We start from the raw sequence: 19,167 nt of genomic DNA, 5'->3' as shown, positions 1-19,167 counted from the left end.
CCGCCTTCATGCAACTCGAATTATTTAGGGCTTACGCGCGTAATATTGAGCGCTTTGCGCAAAATAAACGGACAGACAATCAAAAAAGCATATTCCGGGCTAAATATTGACCCCGTAAAGAACAACGACACTGGCGTAAAAAGATAAAGCTGTACGCGAAAGTTTTGGTTATCACCAAACGCGTTAATCATCATTTTAAAAACTTTAAACAGATACCAGATCGTCAACAGTACGGCGAACCACGAAAAATAAATAATTAACAGATACAGGCCATTGTCTATGGTTTTACCGACATCCGCACCGTTAAAGATTCCGAATGATGCAACATATTCGTAAAGTGAGCCGAATCTTACTACCCCATCTATATGGGTTAAGGAATAACCCACCATCACCAGTGGCCCGATGATGCGATAATAGGACGAAGACCCTTCCGTTCCCAAATCTCCCAGACGTTCTGAGATGTACGGGAAGGCAAATATCACGCCAACCATAAATACCGTCAGGGAGATAATCGCCAGCGGCAGTTTTTTCTTAATCGCATCTTTGTTCAGGTACTGGAATGCCCACTCCAGGAGGTAAAACAGGATAAATGTCATTACCCCTGAGAACGATCCAGACAGAACAATTCCTGCAAGAATCATAGCATCGGTTTTGGGGGTTTTGATACCAAACTGTTTGATGCTGAGCCAAATTGAGATTAACGCCAGAGCGAAAAACGCCGGTTCAAAATAGAGCGCAGTAGTACGCTTACCACCAAACTTAATGAAGTTCAGTACATAGCTGTTACTGTATATGAGATATTTCGAAATTATCTCCATCAGGCTGCTGCCGCCGGTCAAAATAATTTGCGCCATTTCCATCGCGGCAAGCATAACAATGACCCCAACGACAATATAAAAGAACCTAAGGATTTTCTTATAATTGTGCGGGGAAATAGTTTTAAAGCGAATACGCCACACCATGCCAATAATGATAACGATATAAACAAACAGCATGGTTGAGGTGACGTATTTGCTGGCATCCAGCGACTGACCAAAGATGTAGTTAAACCCGGTCAGACCCACCCCGAGCCCTAACGCTATCATCAGCTTCTTGAGACTGATTTTCTCAACGTAGAGTAAAAGCAGAACGGGCAAGAAGGTGACGATGGTAATCGGGAAGCTCTCTCCCAGCTGGGCAATCTTGACGTTGACCAGCAGGTAGATCAGCGGCAGCAGCAGATAACTACAGATTCTGATAGAACGAGACATACTCCTCCAGCATCTGTTGTCCACTGTAGGCCTTGCGGCTGCGGTTGCGGAACGATTCCAGGTCAGTGCCAAAAACGGCCTGCGCAATCGCGGCCTTCGGCATTTGCACCAGCGGCAGCACCTCCTGCTCCGCGAAGGTTTTTCCGCCGGATTTCTCCAGCACTTCGCGCGCGGCGTCGCTGTGGGTGGCAATGACAGGCACGCCAATAGAGAGCGCTTCGCAGAGGATCAGCGGATAGTTGTCCACGCGGGAGCTGAACACCAGCGCATCCATACCGTTCAGGGCGCTCATCAGCTTGCGCTTGTCGGTTTCAAATCCGTGGTTCACCACGTTCGCCCCTTCAAACGGGGAAAACTTGCCGAAGGTGTGCAGTTCAACCTTGTCGCCGAGCGCCATGATGTCGCGCACCAGCTGCTGGTTGGTTTTGCCGTCATAGCGCAGGTCATGCGCAACAATGGCAATTTTCGGTTTGCCTGGCGTTTCGGCTACGGGCGTCAGTTCCGCCAGGATCTCTTCCGTTGCCACGTCGATGCCGTTGTTGATGATCTTGCAGCGCCCTGCCCCGTACAGGCTGTTGAAGGCATCCGCCACGTGCTGGCTTGGTGAAATAAAGGTGCAGCCGAGCGAAAGCATGTCGCGGAACAACTGACGCTTGCCCTCAACAAGCTGATGCGCGCGATCCACCTTCACCGGCGGGTAATTGCTCAGCGTCGGGCATTTCTGGCAGTTATCTTTCCAGCCTTCGCAGCCGTCGGTAAAGGCGCAGCGTCCGGTCACGCTCCAGTGATCGTGCAGCGTCCAGACGAATCGGGTGTCCGGCTTGTGTGCTTTCACCTTCTCACAAAACGCCACCACCTCTTCCAGATTCAGCCAGTAGCTGTGCAAAACGTGAAAATGCAGCACAACCGGACCGGTCGTGCGCGTCACGGTGCGGTAAAGGTTGTTAAGGTTGCCAAACAGATCGCGGTTAAACAGGCGGAACAGCGCAATGTTGGCAATGGAGGTCAGACGCGGGGTCTGCTTCAGCACCTGAGGATAGTTATCATGGCTAACGCTTTTCTTGCCGCCTTTACCGTAGCCGGAAACAAAACGCGACTGTAATCCTTTTTGCAGCGCGCGCTGGTGCAGATCCAGCGCCACGCCTGCCGCTCCGCCTTCTGCGAGGCGTACGTTAAATTGCAGAATGTTCATTTAATCACCTTCACGCGGGCTTTCTCTCCCACCACCAGCGCGTTATCCGGAATGCTGTCCAGCACCACGCTACCTGCGCCAATCGTGACGTTGTTGCCGATCGTGATGTCACCGATGATCACCACGTTGGCGCCCAGTTCGACGTTATTGCCAATCACCGGACAGGCCAGGCTTTCTGGCCCACGGTTGCCGATGGTGACCGCGGGGCGAATAGTGAAATCATCCCCCGCCACGACGAACTTATTGATCACCACGGCATACCCATGGTGGATGGTGAAGCGTCGGCCAATGGTGGCAGCCGCCTGAATTTCATAGCCCAAAAAAGCATTCAGTAATGATGCGATACAGCACCAGCACGGGTGCCGCCCAGATATTGTTTAACACGTTTTTCTTACGCCACACCGAGCAAAAGTGCGCGATGCGGTACGCCAGAACCATGCAGCACGGGCGCAGGCTCCAGCTGTTAGCGCGGCAATCTTCCAGAAACATTATTTCCCCCGAAGCCCGTCGGGCAGACGCTTGCCGTTACGCACGGAAAGCAGCGTCAGCAGCGTGCGCCAGTTCATGCGCTTGTTGCGGATCTGATACAGGGTAAAGAGCTGATACTTCCGGCTGGCACGGTCAAACTTGTTCTTGTGCTTGCGGTAGAAGTGGAAGTAGCCCGAGAATTTCTTCGGTGACGAGGTGATTTGCATCTCCCCATGGTTGATGTGCAGGATCTGCGTGGCCTCTTCCACCTTCCACGGCTCGCCGTACTCCACCACCATCCGCAGGAAGATGTCGTAATCCTGCGCGGCCTTCAGTTCGGTATCGAACAGGCACTCTTTGAAGCGCCATGCCCAGGTGAAGACCTGATTACCGATAATGTTGCGCTTGTAGAACAGGCGGCGGGAGTATGGTGATTTCGGGTACAGCGGCAGGCTGGCCGGCTGCGAGTACACTTCCCCCTGGCAAACGTAGTCGTTGGCATACAGGAACGCGTGCGTCCCCAGCTGCGCTTTGTGAGAGAGGAAGATGGACAGACGGTTTGGCGTCCATTCGTCATCGTCGTCAATCCCGGTCAGATACTGCCCTTTCGCCTGCATAATCGCCTGATTACGCACCGCACAAGCGCCGGAGTTAATGGCGTTATGCGTATAGACCACCCGCGGGTCGTTGAGGTCAGTCACAAACTTTTGCAGCTGTTCATACGAGGAAGAGCAGTCATCGACGATGATCAGCTCCCAGTTATCGTAATCCTGTCGCAGGACGGATTTGATTGCGCGGATCGCCAGCTGCTGACGATTCCATGTCGGCATATAGATTGAAACTAAAGGGCGTTGTGTGGTCATGGTCTTCCCCTTATCCCTCACCCCGCCCCTCTCCCGGAGGGAGAGGGAGAAAAGCTGCGCTCCCTCAGAGGAGAGGGTTAGGGTGAGGGGGATTTTTATTTACTGTCAGATTTATATTCGTACTCGTAATACCCGTAATCCTGGTATCCGGTCGCGCGGCGGAAGATGGAGTTCAGGATCACCCCTTTCACCTCAATGCCGTTCTGCTCGAAGCGGCTCAGGCTGGTCTCGACTTCCTTCAGCGTGTTCACCGCGTAGCGCGCCACCATCAGCGTGGTGCCTGCATGACGGCCCACCACGGCGGCATCGGTCACGGCCAGAATTGGTGGGGTATCGATCAGCACCAGGTCGTAATGCTTACTCGCCCACTCCACCAGCTCGGTGAAGCGTTCGGTCATCAGCAGCTCGGACGGGTTCGGCGGCACCGGACCACGCGGGATCAGGTCAAATTTCGGGATAGAGGTTGGCTTCGCGCTCTCGCTAATCTCCCCTTTGCCGAGCAGAATTTCCGACAGGCCGTTAACGTTGTTGGTGCCCAGCAGCTCATGGGTGTAGCCCTTACGCATATCGCAGTCGATCAGCAGCACGCGCTTGTTGGTCTGGCTTACCACCGCCGCCAGGTTGGCACAGACGAAGGTTTTACCGATTGACGGGCTAACGCCGGTCATCATCAGGACGTTGTTTTTCGCCTGCATCATGGCGAAGTGAAGGCTGGTACGCAGGCTGCGCACTGCTTCAATCGCCAGGTCAGTCGGGTTACCCACGGCCAGCAGCTGGCTCTGTTTGTAACGCTTAACCCCTTTGATGGTTTTGACGCTGTCACGCGACTTTTGCCATTCGGAAAGCGGGATGCTGGCGTACACGTTGATGCCGTGCTCTTCCAGCACCTGCGGACTTTCGATACCGCGGTTGAACAGCGAGCGCAGCAGCACACCCACGATGGAGAGCATCAGACCGAGAATAATGCTGCCGAGAATAATCAGCGCTTTCTTCGGCTTCAGCACACCGGGCTGGGTGATGGCAGGGTCGACGATACGCACATCACCCACCGTACTGGCTTCGGTGATCTTCAGCTCCTGCTGTTTGTTCAGCAATTGCAGATAGACCTGCTGACCGGATTCCACATCGCGGGTCAGACGCACAATTTCCTGCTGCGTCTTCGGCATGGCGGTCACGCGGTTGTTCAGCTTGGCCTTCTCTTCTTCCAGCGTCTGGCGTTTTTCCAGCAGCGTGCGGTAGGCCGGGTGGCGTTTGGTGTAGAGCTTGGAGATTTCCGCCTCTTTGAAAGTCAGTTCATTGAGCTGCGCATCAATGTTCACCATCGAATCAAGAACGGATTTCGCTTCCAGCGGCAGGTCAACGGAGTCTTTGTCCTGACGATAGGCATTCAGCTTGTTCTCTGCGGCATCCAGACGGGAGCGCACTTCCGGCAGCTGTTTGGCGAGGAAGGCCAGGCTTTTTGCGGCTTCCGCAGATTTACGCTCGACGTTCTGCTCAAGGTAGTTGCGGGTAATGCTGTTCAGGAGATCGCGGATTTTGTCCTTATCTTCACCGGTGAAGGTCATGCTCAGGACGCCGGTGTCCTTCCCATTTTCGGTGACGGTGAGGTTGTTTTGCAGGTTATTGATCATCCCCAGCGTGGAGAATTTGGTGACGGTAAACTCACCGCCTTCCTGCGCGTGGATTGCACTCACCATCATGCTGACGCCGTCTTTGGTCAACATCTGTCCCACTTCACCGCGCGCGCTAAGGCCCGCATCGCTGGTCAGCTGGTACTGCTTCGGACCCAGCACCGTCAGGGTAAAGGTCTGATCGCCCGCCCCTTTTGGCAGCACGAAGTCCGTCACTTTGACAGTGTCATTGCTGCGCCCCATCAGGCGATCCCAGCCCGCCCCGAATATCGGGAAGGTGTTTTTGGTGACGGAGATATCAAGCCCGAGGTCGTGCACCGTTTTGCCCAGTACCAGACGCGACTGGATCAGCTGAATTTCAGCGTCAGACGCGGGCGGTTTGTTCGCCAGCGCAGAGCCGATATCCTGTACCAGCGAGTTACCGGTGTTCTGTTCAATTTGCACCAGCGCGTCAGCGCTATAGATAGGCGTCGCGAACAGCGTATAAACGATCGCCGCCACGGCAAACACGGCGGTGATCCCTATCACCCACCACTTCGCTTCAACAACGGTGCCGACCAGGCGACCAATATCGATTTCATCACTGCCCGAAGTCGGGGCGGCAGAAGGTTTTGTTTTTTCTGTCATTGTTATCCCTGCTGAGCTTTCAGTGCCTGCGCCCACTGACGGGCAGACTGGTCAAGTAAGGTATATACCGCCTCAAATGCCTCACGGCTCTTGCGATACGGATCGGGGATTTCACGCTCGCCATCCCAGTGACCAAACAGCATCACCTTGCCGCGCATCTCCGGTGCGATCTCGCACAGCGCGTGAATGTGGCGTCTTTCCATCGTGAGGATCAGGTCATATTCCCGGCACATCCGGCCTGAGACCTGACGGGCAACATGCCCGTCAAGGGAGAGGTTATGAGCCTGCGCAACGCTCGTCGCACGCTCGTCGGCCCCTTTGCCAACCAGCGCGCCAAGCCCTGCTGACTCCACCGTTAACGCTGGCTCGTACTGCTTCAGCAGCCGCTCAGCCGTGGGGGAACGGCAAATGTTCCCCACGCATACCACCAGAATTTTGTTAAACATCGCGGATTACCAGGTGGGAATGTCGCGCGCCGTATCCGTCATGTAGCGAACGCCACTGATGGTTGGCAGCAACTGGTTGATCAGGCGGTTCCAGCGAGCAACCGGCGCGGTGGTAACGTAGACCACATCGTATGGCTGGAGGCGGAACTCCGTTGCCATCACCAGCGACGTCGCGTCAGACATATCCAGCTGGTAGATGTTGGCAATCTTGCCTTTCGTGCCCTCGCCTTTCAGCGGACGGATAACGAAGATACCGCTGGCGTTCGACGAGGTCAGGTCGATACCTTCCGCGTTGCCCAGCGCTTCGGTCAAGGTCATACCGCTGAAGTCCATCTTGAGGGTGCTCTGTTTCTTCACTTCACCCATCACGAACACTTTCAGATCGTCGTTGCGTGGCACATACAGAATGTCACCCGGATAGAGCAATCGGTTCTGCGTCAGGTCGGCATGTTGCATCAGCGCCTGCAGTGAAATGCGCTGCTCTTTGCCTTCATGGGTCAGGACAACGTGGCGCCAGTCGGCGCCGTCGGTTAAGCCGCCTGCGGCGTTGATGGCATCCAGAACCGTCAGCGGGACGTTAGTGATGGCCTGCTGGCCGGATTTGTTCACCTGGCCGGAGATATAGGCTTTCTGCGAGCGGAAGGCGGCGATATTAACGTCCACCTGCGGGTCAGCGATGTACTGCGCTAAGCGGCCGGTAATATCACTACGGATCTCGGCCAGCGTCTTGCCAACCACATGCACTTTGCCTATGTACGGATAGAACATCGTGCCATCAGACTGAACCCAGTTACCGGTGTCGCTTGAGCTGCGGTACTGGCCCGCTGGGGTCGTCAGTTCCGGGTGGTCCCATACGGTCACGTTGATTACGTCACCCGGTCCTACGCGGTACTGGTAAGAGGCAATTTCCTGGTCCAGCGACATATTCGGCTGGGCAACATTGGGACGCGGACGTAATTGTTCCACCAGACGTGGGGTCAATGGATAAACATTCACCATTTTGTCGAGGTCAAAATCGGCGTCCTGCTGTTTGATCACATCCTTGCCCATAGTTGACATATTGCTGCCGGGAAAGACCGTGCAACCACTCATCAAGGTCACAGACACCAATAATGGCATCAATTTCATTTTGGATTTCATCATTGATTATTTATCACTTTGGCAGAGTAATTATCCTGTGCAATTTAAATAAGCGCGGGTCGTTTTGGCATTCAGAATGCAGTTAAGCAATTAGAAATATAACTGGCATCAGTCCTAAAAAAAGCTTATTCATCCATTGGCTATTGACAGAATAATCGAGGCTGATTCACACGCTTTCAGGCACGCTACCGCCCTTGGCTTTCAGTTACCAATCCACTGACTAAACAATGTGTTATGGATAGACACCCTCTTAAACAAGGTCTTATGGAAATATTTCAGCCACGTTAAATAGCCCGTTGGCAATGAATTGCCACACCATAAGAACGAAACAAAAATAGCAACAAAGAAATTTAACATTTGATGCTGGGAGAATTGTTGCAGCTAACCTAATAGCAGGCAAGGAGACAACCCTCCTAATATCTGTTTTTAAGATTAATATTAAGAGCAAAGTTTTGAGGTTTTAGGATTTTCTTTATATTGACAAAATATGCATTAAAACCATTTATTGCGATATATCCTAAATGTGACCCAGTGTAATTAAATCTTCTCCATTACCTTATTTACACGTCTCATTTTTTCATTCGTTTTATCCCCTCTTCTATTAAGAGAAATCTCAGCCTGGCATTGCAATTTCGGTCAGCTTTATCCATGATCGAAGTGTGACATTGCTCATGTAACTGAAGGTATTGCTATTACTATGGAATGGATTGCCGATCCATCAATCTGGGCCGGGCTGGTAACGCTGGTCGTCATCGAATTAGTGCTCGGTATTGATAATCTGGTCTTTATCGCCATCCTCGCCGAAAAGCTGCCCCCTGCGCAGCGCGACCGTGCGCGCGTTACGGGTTTGCTGCTGGCGATGGTGATGCGTCTGCTGCTGCTGGCCTCAATCTCCTGGCTGGTTACCCTCACCACACCGCTGTTTACGCTCTACGGCCTGAGCTTCAGCGCGCGTGACCTGATCATGCTCTTTGGCGGGTTGTTCCTTCTTTTCAAAGCCACGGTTGAGCTCAATGAGCGGCTTGAAGGCAAAGACAGCGATAGCCCCACGCAGCGGCGCGGGGCGAAATTCTGGCCGGTGGTGGCACAGATTGTGGTGCTCGACGCAGTTTTCTCCCTGGACTCCGTCATCACCGCTGTGGGCATGGTCGATCACCTCGCGGTGATGATGGCCGCCGTGATCATCGCCATCACGCTGATGGTAATGGCAAGTAAAGCGCTCACGCGGTTTGTGAACAGCCACCCGACCATCGTGATCCTGTGTCTGAGCTTCCTGCTGATGATTGGTTTCAGCCTGGTCGCCGACGGATTTGGTTTCCACATTCCTAAAGGCTATCTGTACGCGGCGATTGGCTTCTCGGTCATGATCGAATCGTTAAATCAGCTGGCAATCTTTAACCGTCGCCGCTTTCTCTCTGCAAATCAGACGCTGCGCCAGCGCACCGCCGATACGGTAATGCGCCTGCTGAGTGGGCGAAAAGAGGATGCCGAGCTGGATGCCGAATCCTCTGCGATGCTGGCCGATCACAGCGACGGGCAGATCTTCGATCCGCAGGAACGACGGATGATTGAGCGGGTGCTCAACCTGAACCAGCGCTCCGTCAGCAGCATCATGACCTCGCGTCACGATATCGAGCATATCGATTTGACGGCGCCGGAAGAGCAAATCCGCGCCTTGCTGGATAAAAGCCAGCACACCCGGGTCGTGGTGACGGGCGGTGAAGAGGAAGAAGAGCTGCTGGGCGTGGTGCACGTCATTGACCTGCTGCAGCAGCAGCTCCACGGCGAGCCGCTTAATCTGCGCGTGCTGGTACGCCAGCCGCTGGTGTTCCCGGAAGGACTGCCGTTGCTCTCTGCGCTTGAGCAGTTCCGTAACGCGCGGACCCACTTCGCGTTTGTCGTTGATGAGTTTGGTTCTGTGGAAGGGCTGGTGACGCTCAGCGACGTTATGGAAACCATCGCCGGTAATCTGCCAAATGAGGTGGATGAAATCGATGCGCGCCATGACATTCAGAAAAATGCAGACGGTACGTGGACGGCCAACGGTCATATGCCGCTGGAAGACCTGGTGCAGTTTGTGCCGTTGCCGCTGGATGAGAAGCGTGAGTATCACACCATTGCGGGTCTGCTGATGGAGTATTTACAGCGTATCCCGCAGCCGGGGGAAGAGGTTCAGGTAGGCGACTATCTGCTGAAAACGCTGCAAATTGAAAACCATCGCGTGCAGAAAGTGCAGCTCATTCCACTGCGGGATGAGGAAGAAATGGATTTTGAGGTGTAAAAAAGCCGGGTGGCGCTTCGCTTACCCGGCCTACGGTGTCTGGCTTTTGTAGGCCGGGTAAGGCGTAGCCGCCACCCGGCACCACTGACATCAAAGCTTATCTAACAGCTTCTTCACGTCCTTGCCGGTTTGGGAATCTTTATTGCGGTCCGCCCAGCTATTCAGCCGACGTTTTGCTTCGTCCTGCAGATGCTTACGCAAGATCTGATCGACCTGCAGGCTGTAATTCAGCGCCTGCCATTTACCGTAAACGTTCAGCGGGATCGGCGTCTCTTTCAGGAAATCGATAAGCTCGCCTTCGCCTTCCCATCCGGAAAGCACACGAACGTTAAACCGCGTATCCGCCGTCTCTTTCACTAAATCCAGCTTGCCCTCCCCCGTCAACGAAAGCAGAGAAGATGTTCCCTGCATCTCGTCCAGGGACAGCTTTCCGTTATCCAGAGTCAGCTCACTGGTAAAGTTATCGAGACGCGTTGCGCTATCGTAGTTTTCTTGCGCTTTGACATTGCTGCTGCGTTCTACCGCCTGTTGCACCAGTTGCTGGAAGTTGAGGCCTTCCATGCGGGTGTCTTTCAGCTCAACGTGCGCCTGACCCTGCCAGTCGCGGCGAAATGCCTCCGCGTCAATCTTCGTGCCGGAGAAATCCCCCGCCAGCGTCAGCTGCCCCGTGAGGTCAATCGGATAATTGAAGGCTTTGAGGATCGCCCCGATCTCAATGTTTTCAAGGCGTGGCTGGAATTCGGCGCTGGCCACGTCTTTGCGCACGTCCAGCGTGCCCGGCAGCGACATGTTCCCCGCGCCCATCTTGCCGCTGAGTTCAGAGATCACCAGCAGGCCATTATGGTTGAACATCTGGCTACTGACGTCAGTGAAATCAATACCGCGCCAGCGTACGCTGTTGGCTTTCAGCAGTATGTCGGCGGTAAATCCGCGCAGACCGTTGTAATTGGGCTGATCGAGATTTGAGGAGATCACCGGACGCGGTTTCGCGGCCTGGCTTTGCCCTGTCTGCGCGACATTGCCGTCAGCCGCAGCGTTCGGCTGCGGTGGCAGCAGGTTTTCCAGGTTCAGCTTGTCGAACTGCAGGTCAAAAACCCATTTCGGTTTTTCAGCAAGCGAGACGCTCGCCTGCCCTTTCAGGGTACTGTCGTTGGCCTGCAGGTTGAGCGCGTTTAGCTCCAGCTGCTTGTTTTCTTCATGCCAGACGGCCTGCAGCGTACCCTGACCGGTAATCCCTGCTGTCGGCAGGTCTGCACCCGTCAGCTGCCAGTTAAGCTGCTGGACATCCGCCGTCAGACGATGGGGATAGTCCGACGCGTTCACGTTAGCGTTCATGGAGAGGTTCAAATCGCGCTGATCGCGGTTGACCCGCCCGGAGAACTCCACGGTGGCGATATGGTTGGCGTCCTGCTCCATCTTGAGGTTGATGTTGCGCACGGTGACCTGCTCGTCACCTTCATGCTGGAAGACCAGCACGCTGTCGGCCACTTTCAGGTTACCTATATCGAACGACCAGCCGGTATCAGACGGCTCATCCGGCAAGGTATTTTCCCGTGGCGCGACGGGGGCATCCGCGTTACGCACAGCCTCAGTTTGGGGAGTCAGCTGGATCACCGCCCCTTTCAGCATCACCTGGTCAACCTGAAGCTGATGCGAGAAGAGCGGGATCAAAGCCACATCAAGGCGCATATTGTCTGCCGACACCAGCGGCTGAGACGCCCCTGGCGCGGTTAACGACATACGACCCGAGAGAATGCTGAGTTGCGGCCAGACGTGCCAGCGCAGCGGCCCGTCCAGCTTCAGTTCATGCCCGCTGCGTGCTTCGACCTGCCGCACCATATAAGCACGGAAATCATTGGGGTTAACCAGCAGCACCAACGCAGAAAGGCCAGCCACCAGTACCACCAGCAAAATCATCAGCGTTGTCAGAACTCTTCTCATGGCATCCTCAGTGAACGAACAATCAGTCTTTATCAATACGACTGGCAACCGCACCCTGCTGGTCGCGATATTTCGCGTCCTGACGGCGGTTGTAAGGACGATCTGCCGGGCCGGTCAGCGGCTCAAAGCTCAACGCGCCAATCATCATGCCCGGGCGCAGCGCCAGAGGCAATTTACCGGCGTTGAAGAACTCCAGCACGATGCGGCCAGACCAGCCGGGATCGATACGATGAGCGGTAACGTGAACCATCAGGCCCAGGCGTGCCAGCGAAGAGCGGCCATCCAGCCAGCCCACCAGATCGGCAGGCAGCGTCACCGACTCAAAGGTCACTGCCAGCGCCAGCTCACCGGGATGCAGATAAAACGCCTCGCCCTCATCAAGGACGATTTCGTCACTCATCACGCGATCGAGCGCGGCGCTGACTTCATCTTTCGGCCCGCTGAGATCGATAAACGGCGCCGTGTGGCCGCTGAAGGTGCGGAATTTATTCCCCAGGCGCACGTCAACGGTGACACCGTTAATGCGCTCTACCGGCGGACGCGGGGTGATAGACAGGCGGCCTTCATCCAGCCAGGCTTCTATATCGCGGTCACAAAGACGCATGGCACTTTCTCCTTTCGTGCATCGTGCCCCGCAACCGTAGGGTCGCAGGGCAAAACCAGGTTATCTCTGAACGGTACACAATTCGCGCGGCTTATTCAAAAAACTGGCTGATTTTCGCTTTTAAGATATCAATAGCAATACGGTTTTTACCGCCACGAGGCACGATAATATCGGCGTATTGCTTAGATGGCTCGATAAATTGCAGGAACATTGGACGCACGGTTTTCTGGTATTGCGCCATGACGGAGTCCATGGAACGACCGCGTTCGTTAACGTCGCGCTTGATGCGGCGCATCAGACAGATATCCAGCGGCGTATCGACGAAAATGGAGAAATTCATCGACTCACGCAGACGCGCATCCGTCAGCAGCAGGATGCCTTCAAGGATAATGACTTTTTTCGGTTCAATGTGAACCGTTTCCTGCGTGCGGGTGTGCTCTACGTAGCTGTAGACCGGCAGTTCAATGGCCGTACCGTTTTTAAGCGACTGAAGATGCTGGAACAACAAGCTGTGATCCATCGCACTGGGGTGGTCGTAGTTGGTTTTGACGCGCTCTTCCATCGAAAGATGGGATTGGTCTTTGTAATAGCTGTCTTCGGGAATGACGCCGATGTGCTCATCACCGACTTGTTCACGCAATTCGCGATAAAGCGTACTGGCAATTAGACTCTTACCTGAAGCCGATGCGCCGGCGATGCCTATGATGACGCACTGATGAGACTTATCAGTCATAAATTTAGCGACCTGATTAACCTGGATGTTAAGGAAGGACGACGCCGGAGCGTCAAACGCGGCAATTATAGGGATTTCGCGGGCGTGATACCAGTCGAAAGCGCAGGTTATGCGAGACTGCCTGAAAAGTCTCTTTTTACGCCCTGAGTGAAATTTTAATGCCTGCTTTTTCGGCGTTCACCCGGAATTTTTCCCGGAGTAACTATTTAATAAGTCTATGATGTCAAAATCTGAGCAGTCAGCATATGATTTGTAAATTGTTTGTACTAGCATAAACGAAATTAATCCTTTCACGCGCCCGGACCTCGCTCCTGACGGCATGGCGTCCCTGGATAGAGCGGTAATGAATAAACAATACCAACGGGTTTTGGTTACCACCCCACATCCTTTATTACGACTTGTCTGCCTGGGCCTGGTCACCTTCATTTTTACCCTATTTTCACTCGAGCTGACCCGCTTTGGTACGCTGCTGGCACCGCTGTGGTTCCCGACGTCCATCATGATGGTGGCCTTTTATCGCCACGCCGGGAAAATGTGGCCGGGCATTGCGTTGGCCTGTTCGTTCGGCAATATTCTGGCCTCGTGGATGCTGTTCTCATGGGGATCCCTCAACCTCGTCTATACCTTTGTGAATATTATCGAGGCGTGCGTTGGAGCGTTACTGTTACGCAAACTGCTCCCCTGGTACAACCCGCTGCAGAACCTGAACGACTGGATCCGCCTGGCCGTGGGCAGTGCGTTGATCCCGCCTCTTGTGGGCGGGGTACTGGTTTATTTACTGGTACCGAACACTGAACCCCTGCGTAATTTCCTCATCTGGGTGTTGTCGGAATCCATTGGCGCGCTGGCGCTGGTGCCACTAGGACTGCTGTTTAAACCACACTACCTGCTGCGTCACCGTAACCCGAAACTGCTACTGGAAACGCTGGTGACGACGGTGATAACGCTGGTGCTCTGTTGGGCGGCGATCACCTGGCTCCCGTGGCCTTTCACCTGCGTCATCGTTCTGCTGATGTGGAGCGCCGTTCGCCTGCCGCGGATGGAAGCCTACCTGGTATTTTTAGCCACTATCATGATGGTCTCCCTGATGATGGCAAGAAATCCGGCGTCGATAACGCCGCAGAATGTTATCGTTGCGTTCAACGCCCCCTGGCTCCCCTTCCTGATGATGCTGCTGCCCGCCAACGTCATGACGATGGTGATGTACGCGTTTCGCGCCGAACGCAAGCACATCACCGAAAGCGAAGAGCGTTTTCGTAATGCGATGGAGTATTCCGCCATCGGTATGGCGCTGGTGGGGATCGAAGGCCAGTGGCTGCAGGCCAACAAAGCGTTATGCAATTTCCTTGGCTATAGTCAGACGGAGCTTCAGTCCCTCACCTTCCAGCAGTTGACCTGGCCTGAGGATTTGAACACCGACCTGGAGCAACTTGAGCAACTGGTAAGCGGCGAAATTAATACCTACACGCTGGAGAAACGCTATTACACCCGTAACGGCGAGGTTGTCTGGGCGCTGCTCGCCGTCTCCGTTGTCCGTCATGCTGACGGCACGCCGCTCTATTTCATCGCCCAGATTGAAGATATTAACGACCTGAAACAAACCGAGTGGGTCAACAAACGCCTGATGGAGCGCATTACGCTCGCCAACGAAGCGGGCGGGATTGGCATCTGGGAGTGGGATCTGGAGCCGGATATTATTAGCTGGGACAAGCGGATGTTCGAGCTTTACGAAATCCCGCCGCACATCAAACCGACCTGGCAGCTCTGGCATGACGCCATGGTGCCAGAAGACCGGGAGCATGCTGAAAAAGTGCTGCGCGATTCATTAATCGCAAGGCTGCCGTTTAAGCTGGAATTTCGCATTCGGGTGAAGGACGGCATTCGCCACATTCGTTCGCTGGCCAATCGGGTGCTGAACAAGCAGGGCGAGGTGGAACGCCTGCTCGGCATCAATATGGATATGACCGAGGTGAAGCAGCTTAACGAAGCGCTGTTCCAGGAAAAGGAGCGTCTGCATATTACGCTCGACTCCATCGGCGAAGCGGTGATCTGTACCGACATCGACATGAACGTCACCTTTATGAACCCGGTCGCCGAGAAGATGAGCGGCTGGCCGCAAACCGAGGCCATCGGGCAACCGATCCTGCGCGTGCTGCACATTACCTTTGGCGAAAATGGACCGTTGATGGAGAACATCCACAGCGGCGATATGTCACGGTCCGATATCGAACAGGACGTGGTGCTCAACTGCCGCAACGGCGGGAGCTTCGACATTCACTACAGCATCACTCCATTAAGTACTCTGGACGGGCACAATATTGGCTCCGTACTGGTGATTCAGGACGTGACCGAGTCGCGCAAAATGCTGCGCCAGCTGAGCTATAGCGCCTCCCATGATGCGCTAACCCGGCTCGCAAACCGCGTCAGTTTCGAGAACCATCTCAAACGCCTGCTGCAAACGGTGCAGGAGACGCACCAGCGTCATGCGCTGGTGTTTATCGATCTCGATCGCTTCAAAGCCGTTAACGATACGGCAGGTCATGCCGCGGGCGACGCCCTTCTGCGGGAACTCTCCTCCCTCATGCTGACCATGCTGCGCTCCAGCGATGTTCTGGCGCGACTGGGCGGGGATGAGTTTGGTCTCCTGCTGCCGGACTGCAATCTCGAAAGCGCACGCTATATCGCGGGACGGCTGATTAACACCATCAATAACTATCACTTCACGTGGGGAGGACGGCTGCACCGGATCGGCGCCAGCGCGGGTATCACGCTGATTGATGAGAGTAACCATCAGGCGGCGGAAGTGATGTCTCAGGCAGATATCGCCTGCTATGCCTCGAAAAACAGCGGTCGCGGCGTGGTCACGCTCTACGAGCCACAGCAGGAGCGGATCCACAGCAACCGCAGCATGATGTCACTGGACGAGCAGTGGCATATGATCAAAGACAATCATCTGATGATGATCGCCCGCAGCGTCGCCTCCCCGCGCATTCCGGAAAGCGCCAGCTTCTGGCTGCTGTCGCTCCGCCTGTGGACCAGCCAGGGGGAAATGCAGGAAGAGCATGCCTTCCGCTCAGGTCTGGCGGAGCCTGAACTGCTGCACGCCCTCGGGAGGCGGATCTTCAACGAGTTCTTCCGTACCTTTGCCTCACCCGTTGCCGCAAAAGGCATGGGCGTTGCCCTGCCGCTCTCGGAAGCCGGATTAGCCAGCGTCACGCTAGTGGATGAACTGCTCGATTTGCTTGAGAAAAGCCCGCTGCCCGGCCGTCTGCTGCATCTGGTTATCCCGGTTGACGTGGTGCGCAACCCGGATGAAAACGCGCAGCGTAATTTGCAAAAACTCCGCCATTCGGGCTGCCGCGTGGTGTTAAGCCACGTGGGACGCGATATGAATGACGTTAACCACCTGAGCCCCAACATGGCTGATTATCTGATGTTGGATACCGACGTGGTTAACAACGTTCACGGCAATTTGATGGACGAAATGATGGTGACCATTATCCAGGGGCACGCTCAGCGTCTGGGGATGAATACTCTGGCGGGGCCCTGTCATCAGCCGATCGTCATGGATACGCTTTCAGGCATTGGTATCGACTTCATTTACGGCGATACCATCGCTGAAGCGCAGCCGCTGGAGCTACTGCTGAATACCAGTTACTTCGCTATCAATTAAGGGTGACCAGCCGTCGGTATACCAGATGTGTAACAGCGCATAGGAGCGCCACGGCTGCCAGCGTTCGGCATAGCGACGGATTTGCGCGGGCGTCATGCCAGCGAAGCGTTGCTTAATCAGATAATCATCCGGCAGAAAGACATCTTTCGCCTGCCAGCCGCGCAGGGCCAGATAGTTTGCCGTCCAGCGACCAATTCCCGGCCGCTGCTGTAGCGCCTTCATTCCGGCCTCAATATCCGCGGGCGGAGAAAGCGGAAACGTCCCGTCGAGCGCCGACTGTGCCAGATGAATCAACGACTCCGCCCGCTTTACCGGCATGCCTAAGGCTTTCAGCGCCATCGGATCCGCTGCCGCCAGCGCGTCCGGCGTGGGGAAACAGAGATAGCCCGGACAATCCGCCACCGGTTCGCCGCACAGCGCCACCACGCGCGACGTCAGTTTCGCCGCCATCGCCACGCTCACCAGCTGTCCAAGAATGGCCCGAACGCCCTGTTCGTAGGCATCCATTGCCCCTGGCAAACGCAAGCCCGGCCGCGCGGCACCGAGCTCGCCCAGCGTATCCGCGATGAGCTGTGGATTACAGGCGAGATCGAACAGGCGTGCTATACGTTCAAGGCAGGTCTGCGCAACCGGGATAAGTCCCGGACTGAGCGTCACGACCAGCGTATGGGCCGCGGTATCTGGCGTCACGCGAAAGACACCCCGATGGCCATCGCAGGCGAAACTGCGCTCGTAGTAGTTGCCCGTGACGGTTTCAATGCCCGTGACCGCACGCGCGCCAAGAAAGCTAAACATCCACTGCCAGTCGTAAGGGGGTTGCCAGGTCAGGGTGTACATCATCTCTCCTTTTGGGTTCTCCACAGCATAAACGGAAAGGTCCTGTTTCGCCTTGCTTTCATATTCCTGTTGTCGCCATGAAGACATTTCGTTAAAGTCTCGCCCCTTCTCACTGGCATGGGGATTTATCGTGTTTATTGGATTCGACTACGGTACGGCAAACTGCTCGGTTGCGATTATGCAAAACGGACAGCCGCAGCTGCTGAAAATGGAGAAAGAGAGCACGCTGCTGCCGTCAATGCTCTGCGCGCCAACGCGCGAAGCGGTCAGCGAATGGCTGTTCCGCCATCACCAGGTTCCCGCTACCGCAGCGGAAACCCAGGCGCTGCTGCGCCGTGCGGTCAGCTTTAACCGTGAAGAAGATATCGACGTTACGCCGTCCAGCGTGCAGTTCGGCCTCTCCTCGCTCGGTCACTATATTGAAGATCCGGAAGAGGTTTACTTCGTCAAATCACCGAAATCCTTCCTGGGTGCCAGCGGCCTGAAGCCGCAGCAGGTGGCGATGTTTGAAGATCTGGTGTGCGCTATGATGCTGCACATCCGTCATCAGGCGCAGACCCAGGTGCCGGATGCCATCACCCAGGCGGTGATTGGTCGCCCGATTAACTTCCAGGGGCTGGGCGGCGACGAGGCCAACCAGCAGGCGCAGGGGATCCTTGAGCGTGCGGCGCACCGCGCGGGCTTCCGCGACGTGGTGTTCCAGTACGAGCCCGTTGCCGCCGGGCTGGATTTTGAAGCCACGCTGACGGAAGAAAAACGCGTATTAGTCGTGGATATCGGCGGGGGTACCACGGACTGCTCGCTGCTGCTGATGGGGCCAGAGTGGCATAACCGTCGCGATCGTGAAAACAGCCTGCTGGGGCACAGCGGCTGCCGCGTAGGCGGTAACGATCTGGATATCGCGCTGGCATTCAAGAGCCTGATGCCGCTGTTCGGCATGGGCGGTCAAACGGAAAAAGGCATCGCCCTGCCGATCCTGCCGTGGTGGAACGCGATTGCCATTAACGACGTGCCTGCGCAAAGTGATTTTTACAGCACCGCGAACGGCCGCTTCCTGAACGACCTGGTGCGCGACGCGCAGGACGCCGACAAGGTCGCGCTGCTGTATAAAGTGTGGCGTCAGCGCCTGAGCTACCGCGTGGTACGTACTGCGGAAGATAGTAAAATTGCGCTTTCCGACCGCGCAGAACATGCGGTCTCGCTGCCGTTTATCAGTGACGATCTGGCTACGGCGATTTCGCAGGACGGGCTGGAAACCGCACTTGCTCAGCCGCTTCAGCGCATTCTGGAACAGGTGCAGCTGGCGCTGGAGAACGGCAAAGGGAAGCCGGACGTGATTTATCTGACCGGGGGTAGCGCAAGGTCGCCGCTGATTAAGAAAGCGCTGGCGGAACAGCTGCCGGGCATTCCGATTGCAGGCGGCGATGACTTTGGCTCCGTTACCGCCGGTCTGGCGCGCTGGGCACAGGTGATGTTTAGGT

The 19,167-nt window shown here is 55.3% G+C and carries 13 protein-coding genes and 1 pseudogene; 3 read left to right on the top strand and 11 right to left on the bottom strand.

What is annotated here, in order from left to right; all coding sequences use genetic code 11:
* Positions 1-20 precede the first annotated feature (20 nt).
* The 7 genes and pseudogenes from wcaD to ENTMO_RS0113765 form a co-directional block, all read right to left on the bottom strand.
* Complete coding sequence (gene wcaD / locus ENTMO_RS0113795) at positions 21-1,250, bottom strand: colanic acid polymerase WcaD (protein WP_010431933.1); 1,230 nt, start codon at positions 1,248-1,250, stop codon at positions 21-23.
* Entirely contained in the window at positions 1,225-2,442 is a 1,218-nt protein-coding gene (wcaC, locus tag ENTMO_RS0113790; protein WP_010431931.1) for a colanic acid biosynthesis glycosyltransferase WcaC, read from the bottom strand. Before wcaC ends, wcaD begins: the two co-directional genes overlap by 26 nt.
* Positions 2,439-2,931 (bottom strand): annotated as a pseudogene (wcaB, locus tag ENTMO_RS24190) (colanic acid biosynthesis acetyltransferase WcaB). Before wcaB ends, wcaC begins: the two are co-directional and overlap by 4 nt.
* A complete protein-coding gene (wcaA, locus tag ENTMO_RS0113780) occupies positions 2,931-3,773 on the bottom strand; it encodes a colanic acid biosynthesis glycosyltransferase WcaA (RefSeq protein ID WP_010431930.1) in 843 nt (280 codons plus the stop codon). Before wcaA ends, wcaB begins: the two are co-directional and overlap by 1 nt.
* A gap of 95 nt (positions 3,774-3,868) precedes the next feature.
* The gene (wzc, locus tag ENTMO_RS0113775; protein ID WP_010431926.1) at positions 3,869-6,031 is read right to left on the bottom strand and encodes a tyrosine-protein kinase Wzc; all 2,163 of its coding nucleotides are present in this window, start codon (positions 6,029-6,031) and stop codon (positions 3,869-3,871) included.
* Between the two features lie 2 nt (positions 6,032-6,033).
* Positions 6,034-6,477: a low molecular weight protein-tyrosine-phosphatase Wzb gene (gene wzb, locus ENTMO_RS0113770; protein ID WP_010431923.1), complete on the bottom strand. Its 444-nt coding sequence runs from the start codon at positions 6,475-6,477 to the stop codon at positions 6,034-6,036.
* Positions 6,478-6,483: 6 nt separating this feature from the next.
* On the bottom strand, positions 6,484-7,620 hold the full coding sequence (locus tag ENTMO_RS0113765) for a polysaccharide export protein (protein WP_010431919.1): 1,137 nt from the start codon (positions 7,618-7,620) through the stop codon (positions 6,484-6,486).
* A gap of 694 nt (positions 7,621-8,314) precedes the next feature.
* Here ENTMO_RS0113765 and ENTMO_RS0113760 point away from each other — a divergent pair.
* Positions 8,315-9,898 (top strand): TerC family protein, encoded by a 1,584-nt coding sequence (locus ENTMO_RS0113760; RefSeq protein WP_010431915.1) that lies wholly within the window; start codon positions 8,315-8,317, stop codon positions 9,896-9,898.
* A 90-nt stretch (positions 9,899-9,988) separates the two neighbouring features.
* On the opposite strand, the gene asmA is transcribed toward ENTMO_RS0113760, so the two are convergent.
* The 3 genes from asmA to udk form a co-directional block, all read right to left on the bottom strand.
* Positions 9,989-11,839: an outer membrane assembly protein AsmA gene (asmA, locus tag ENTMO_RS0113755; protein ID WP_029485104.1), complete on the bottom strand. Its 1,851-nt coding sequence runs from the start codon at positions 11,837-11,839 to the stop codon at positions 9,989-9,991.
* Between the two features lie 22 nt (positions 11,840-11,861).
* Positions 11,862-12,443 (bottom strand): dCTP deaminase, encoded by a 582-nt coding sequence (gene dcd, locus ENTMO_RS0113750; RefSeq protein WP_006176323.1) that lies wholly within the window; start codon positions 12,441-12,443, stop codon positions 11,862-11,864.
* 91 nt (positions 12,444-12,534) lie between these two features.
* On the bottom strand, positions 12,535-13,176 hold the full coding sequence (gene udk / locus ENTMO_RS0113745; RefSeq protein WP_010431898.1) for a uridine kinase: 642 nt from the start codon (positions 13,174-13,176) through the stop codon (positions 12,535-12,537).
* Between the two features lie 343 nt (positions 13,177-13,519).
* On the opposite strand from udk, the gene ENTMO_RS0113740 reads away from it, so the two are divergent.
* On the top strand, positions 13,520-16,849 hold the full coding sequence (locus ENTMO_RS0113740; protein WP_010431897.1) for a diguanylate cyclase: 3,330 nt from the start codon (positions 13,520-13,522) through the stop codon (positions 16,847-16,849).
* On the opposite strand, the gene alkA is transcribed toward ENTMO_RS0113740, so the two are convergent.
* Positions 16,814-17,686 carry a DNA-3-methyladenine glycosylase 2 gene (gene alkA / locus ENTMO_RS0113735; protein WP_010431896.1) on the bottom strand — a complete coding sequence of 291 codons (873 nt, stop codon included), beginning with the start codon at positions 17,684-17,686 and terminating at the stop codon, positions 16,814-16,816. The two genes, ENTMO_RS0113740 and alkA, sit on opposite strands and share 36 nt — an antisense overlap.
* A gap of 130 nt (positions 17,687-17,816) precedes the next feature.
* Between alkA and yegD the strand changes: the two genes are divergently transcribed.
* On the top strand, positions 17,817-19,167 hold a 1,351-nt coding region (gene yegD, locus ENTMO_RS24185), incomplete at its 3' end, for a molecular chaperone (protein WP_010431895.1).

It is taken from the genome of Enterobacter mori LMG 25706 (genome assembly GCF_000211415.1).
GTDB classification, from domain to species: Bacteria; Pseudomonadota; Gammaproteobacteria; order Enterobacterales; family Enterobacteriaceae; genus Enterobacter; species Enterobacter mori.
The sequence above is the reverse complement of the archived record's forward strand: the minus strand, read 5'-3'. Positions and strand labels throughout refer to the sequence as shown.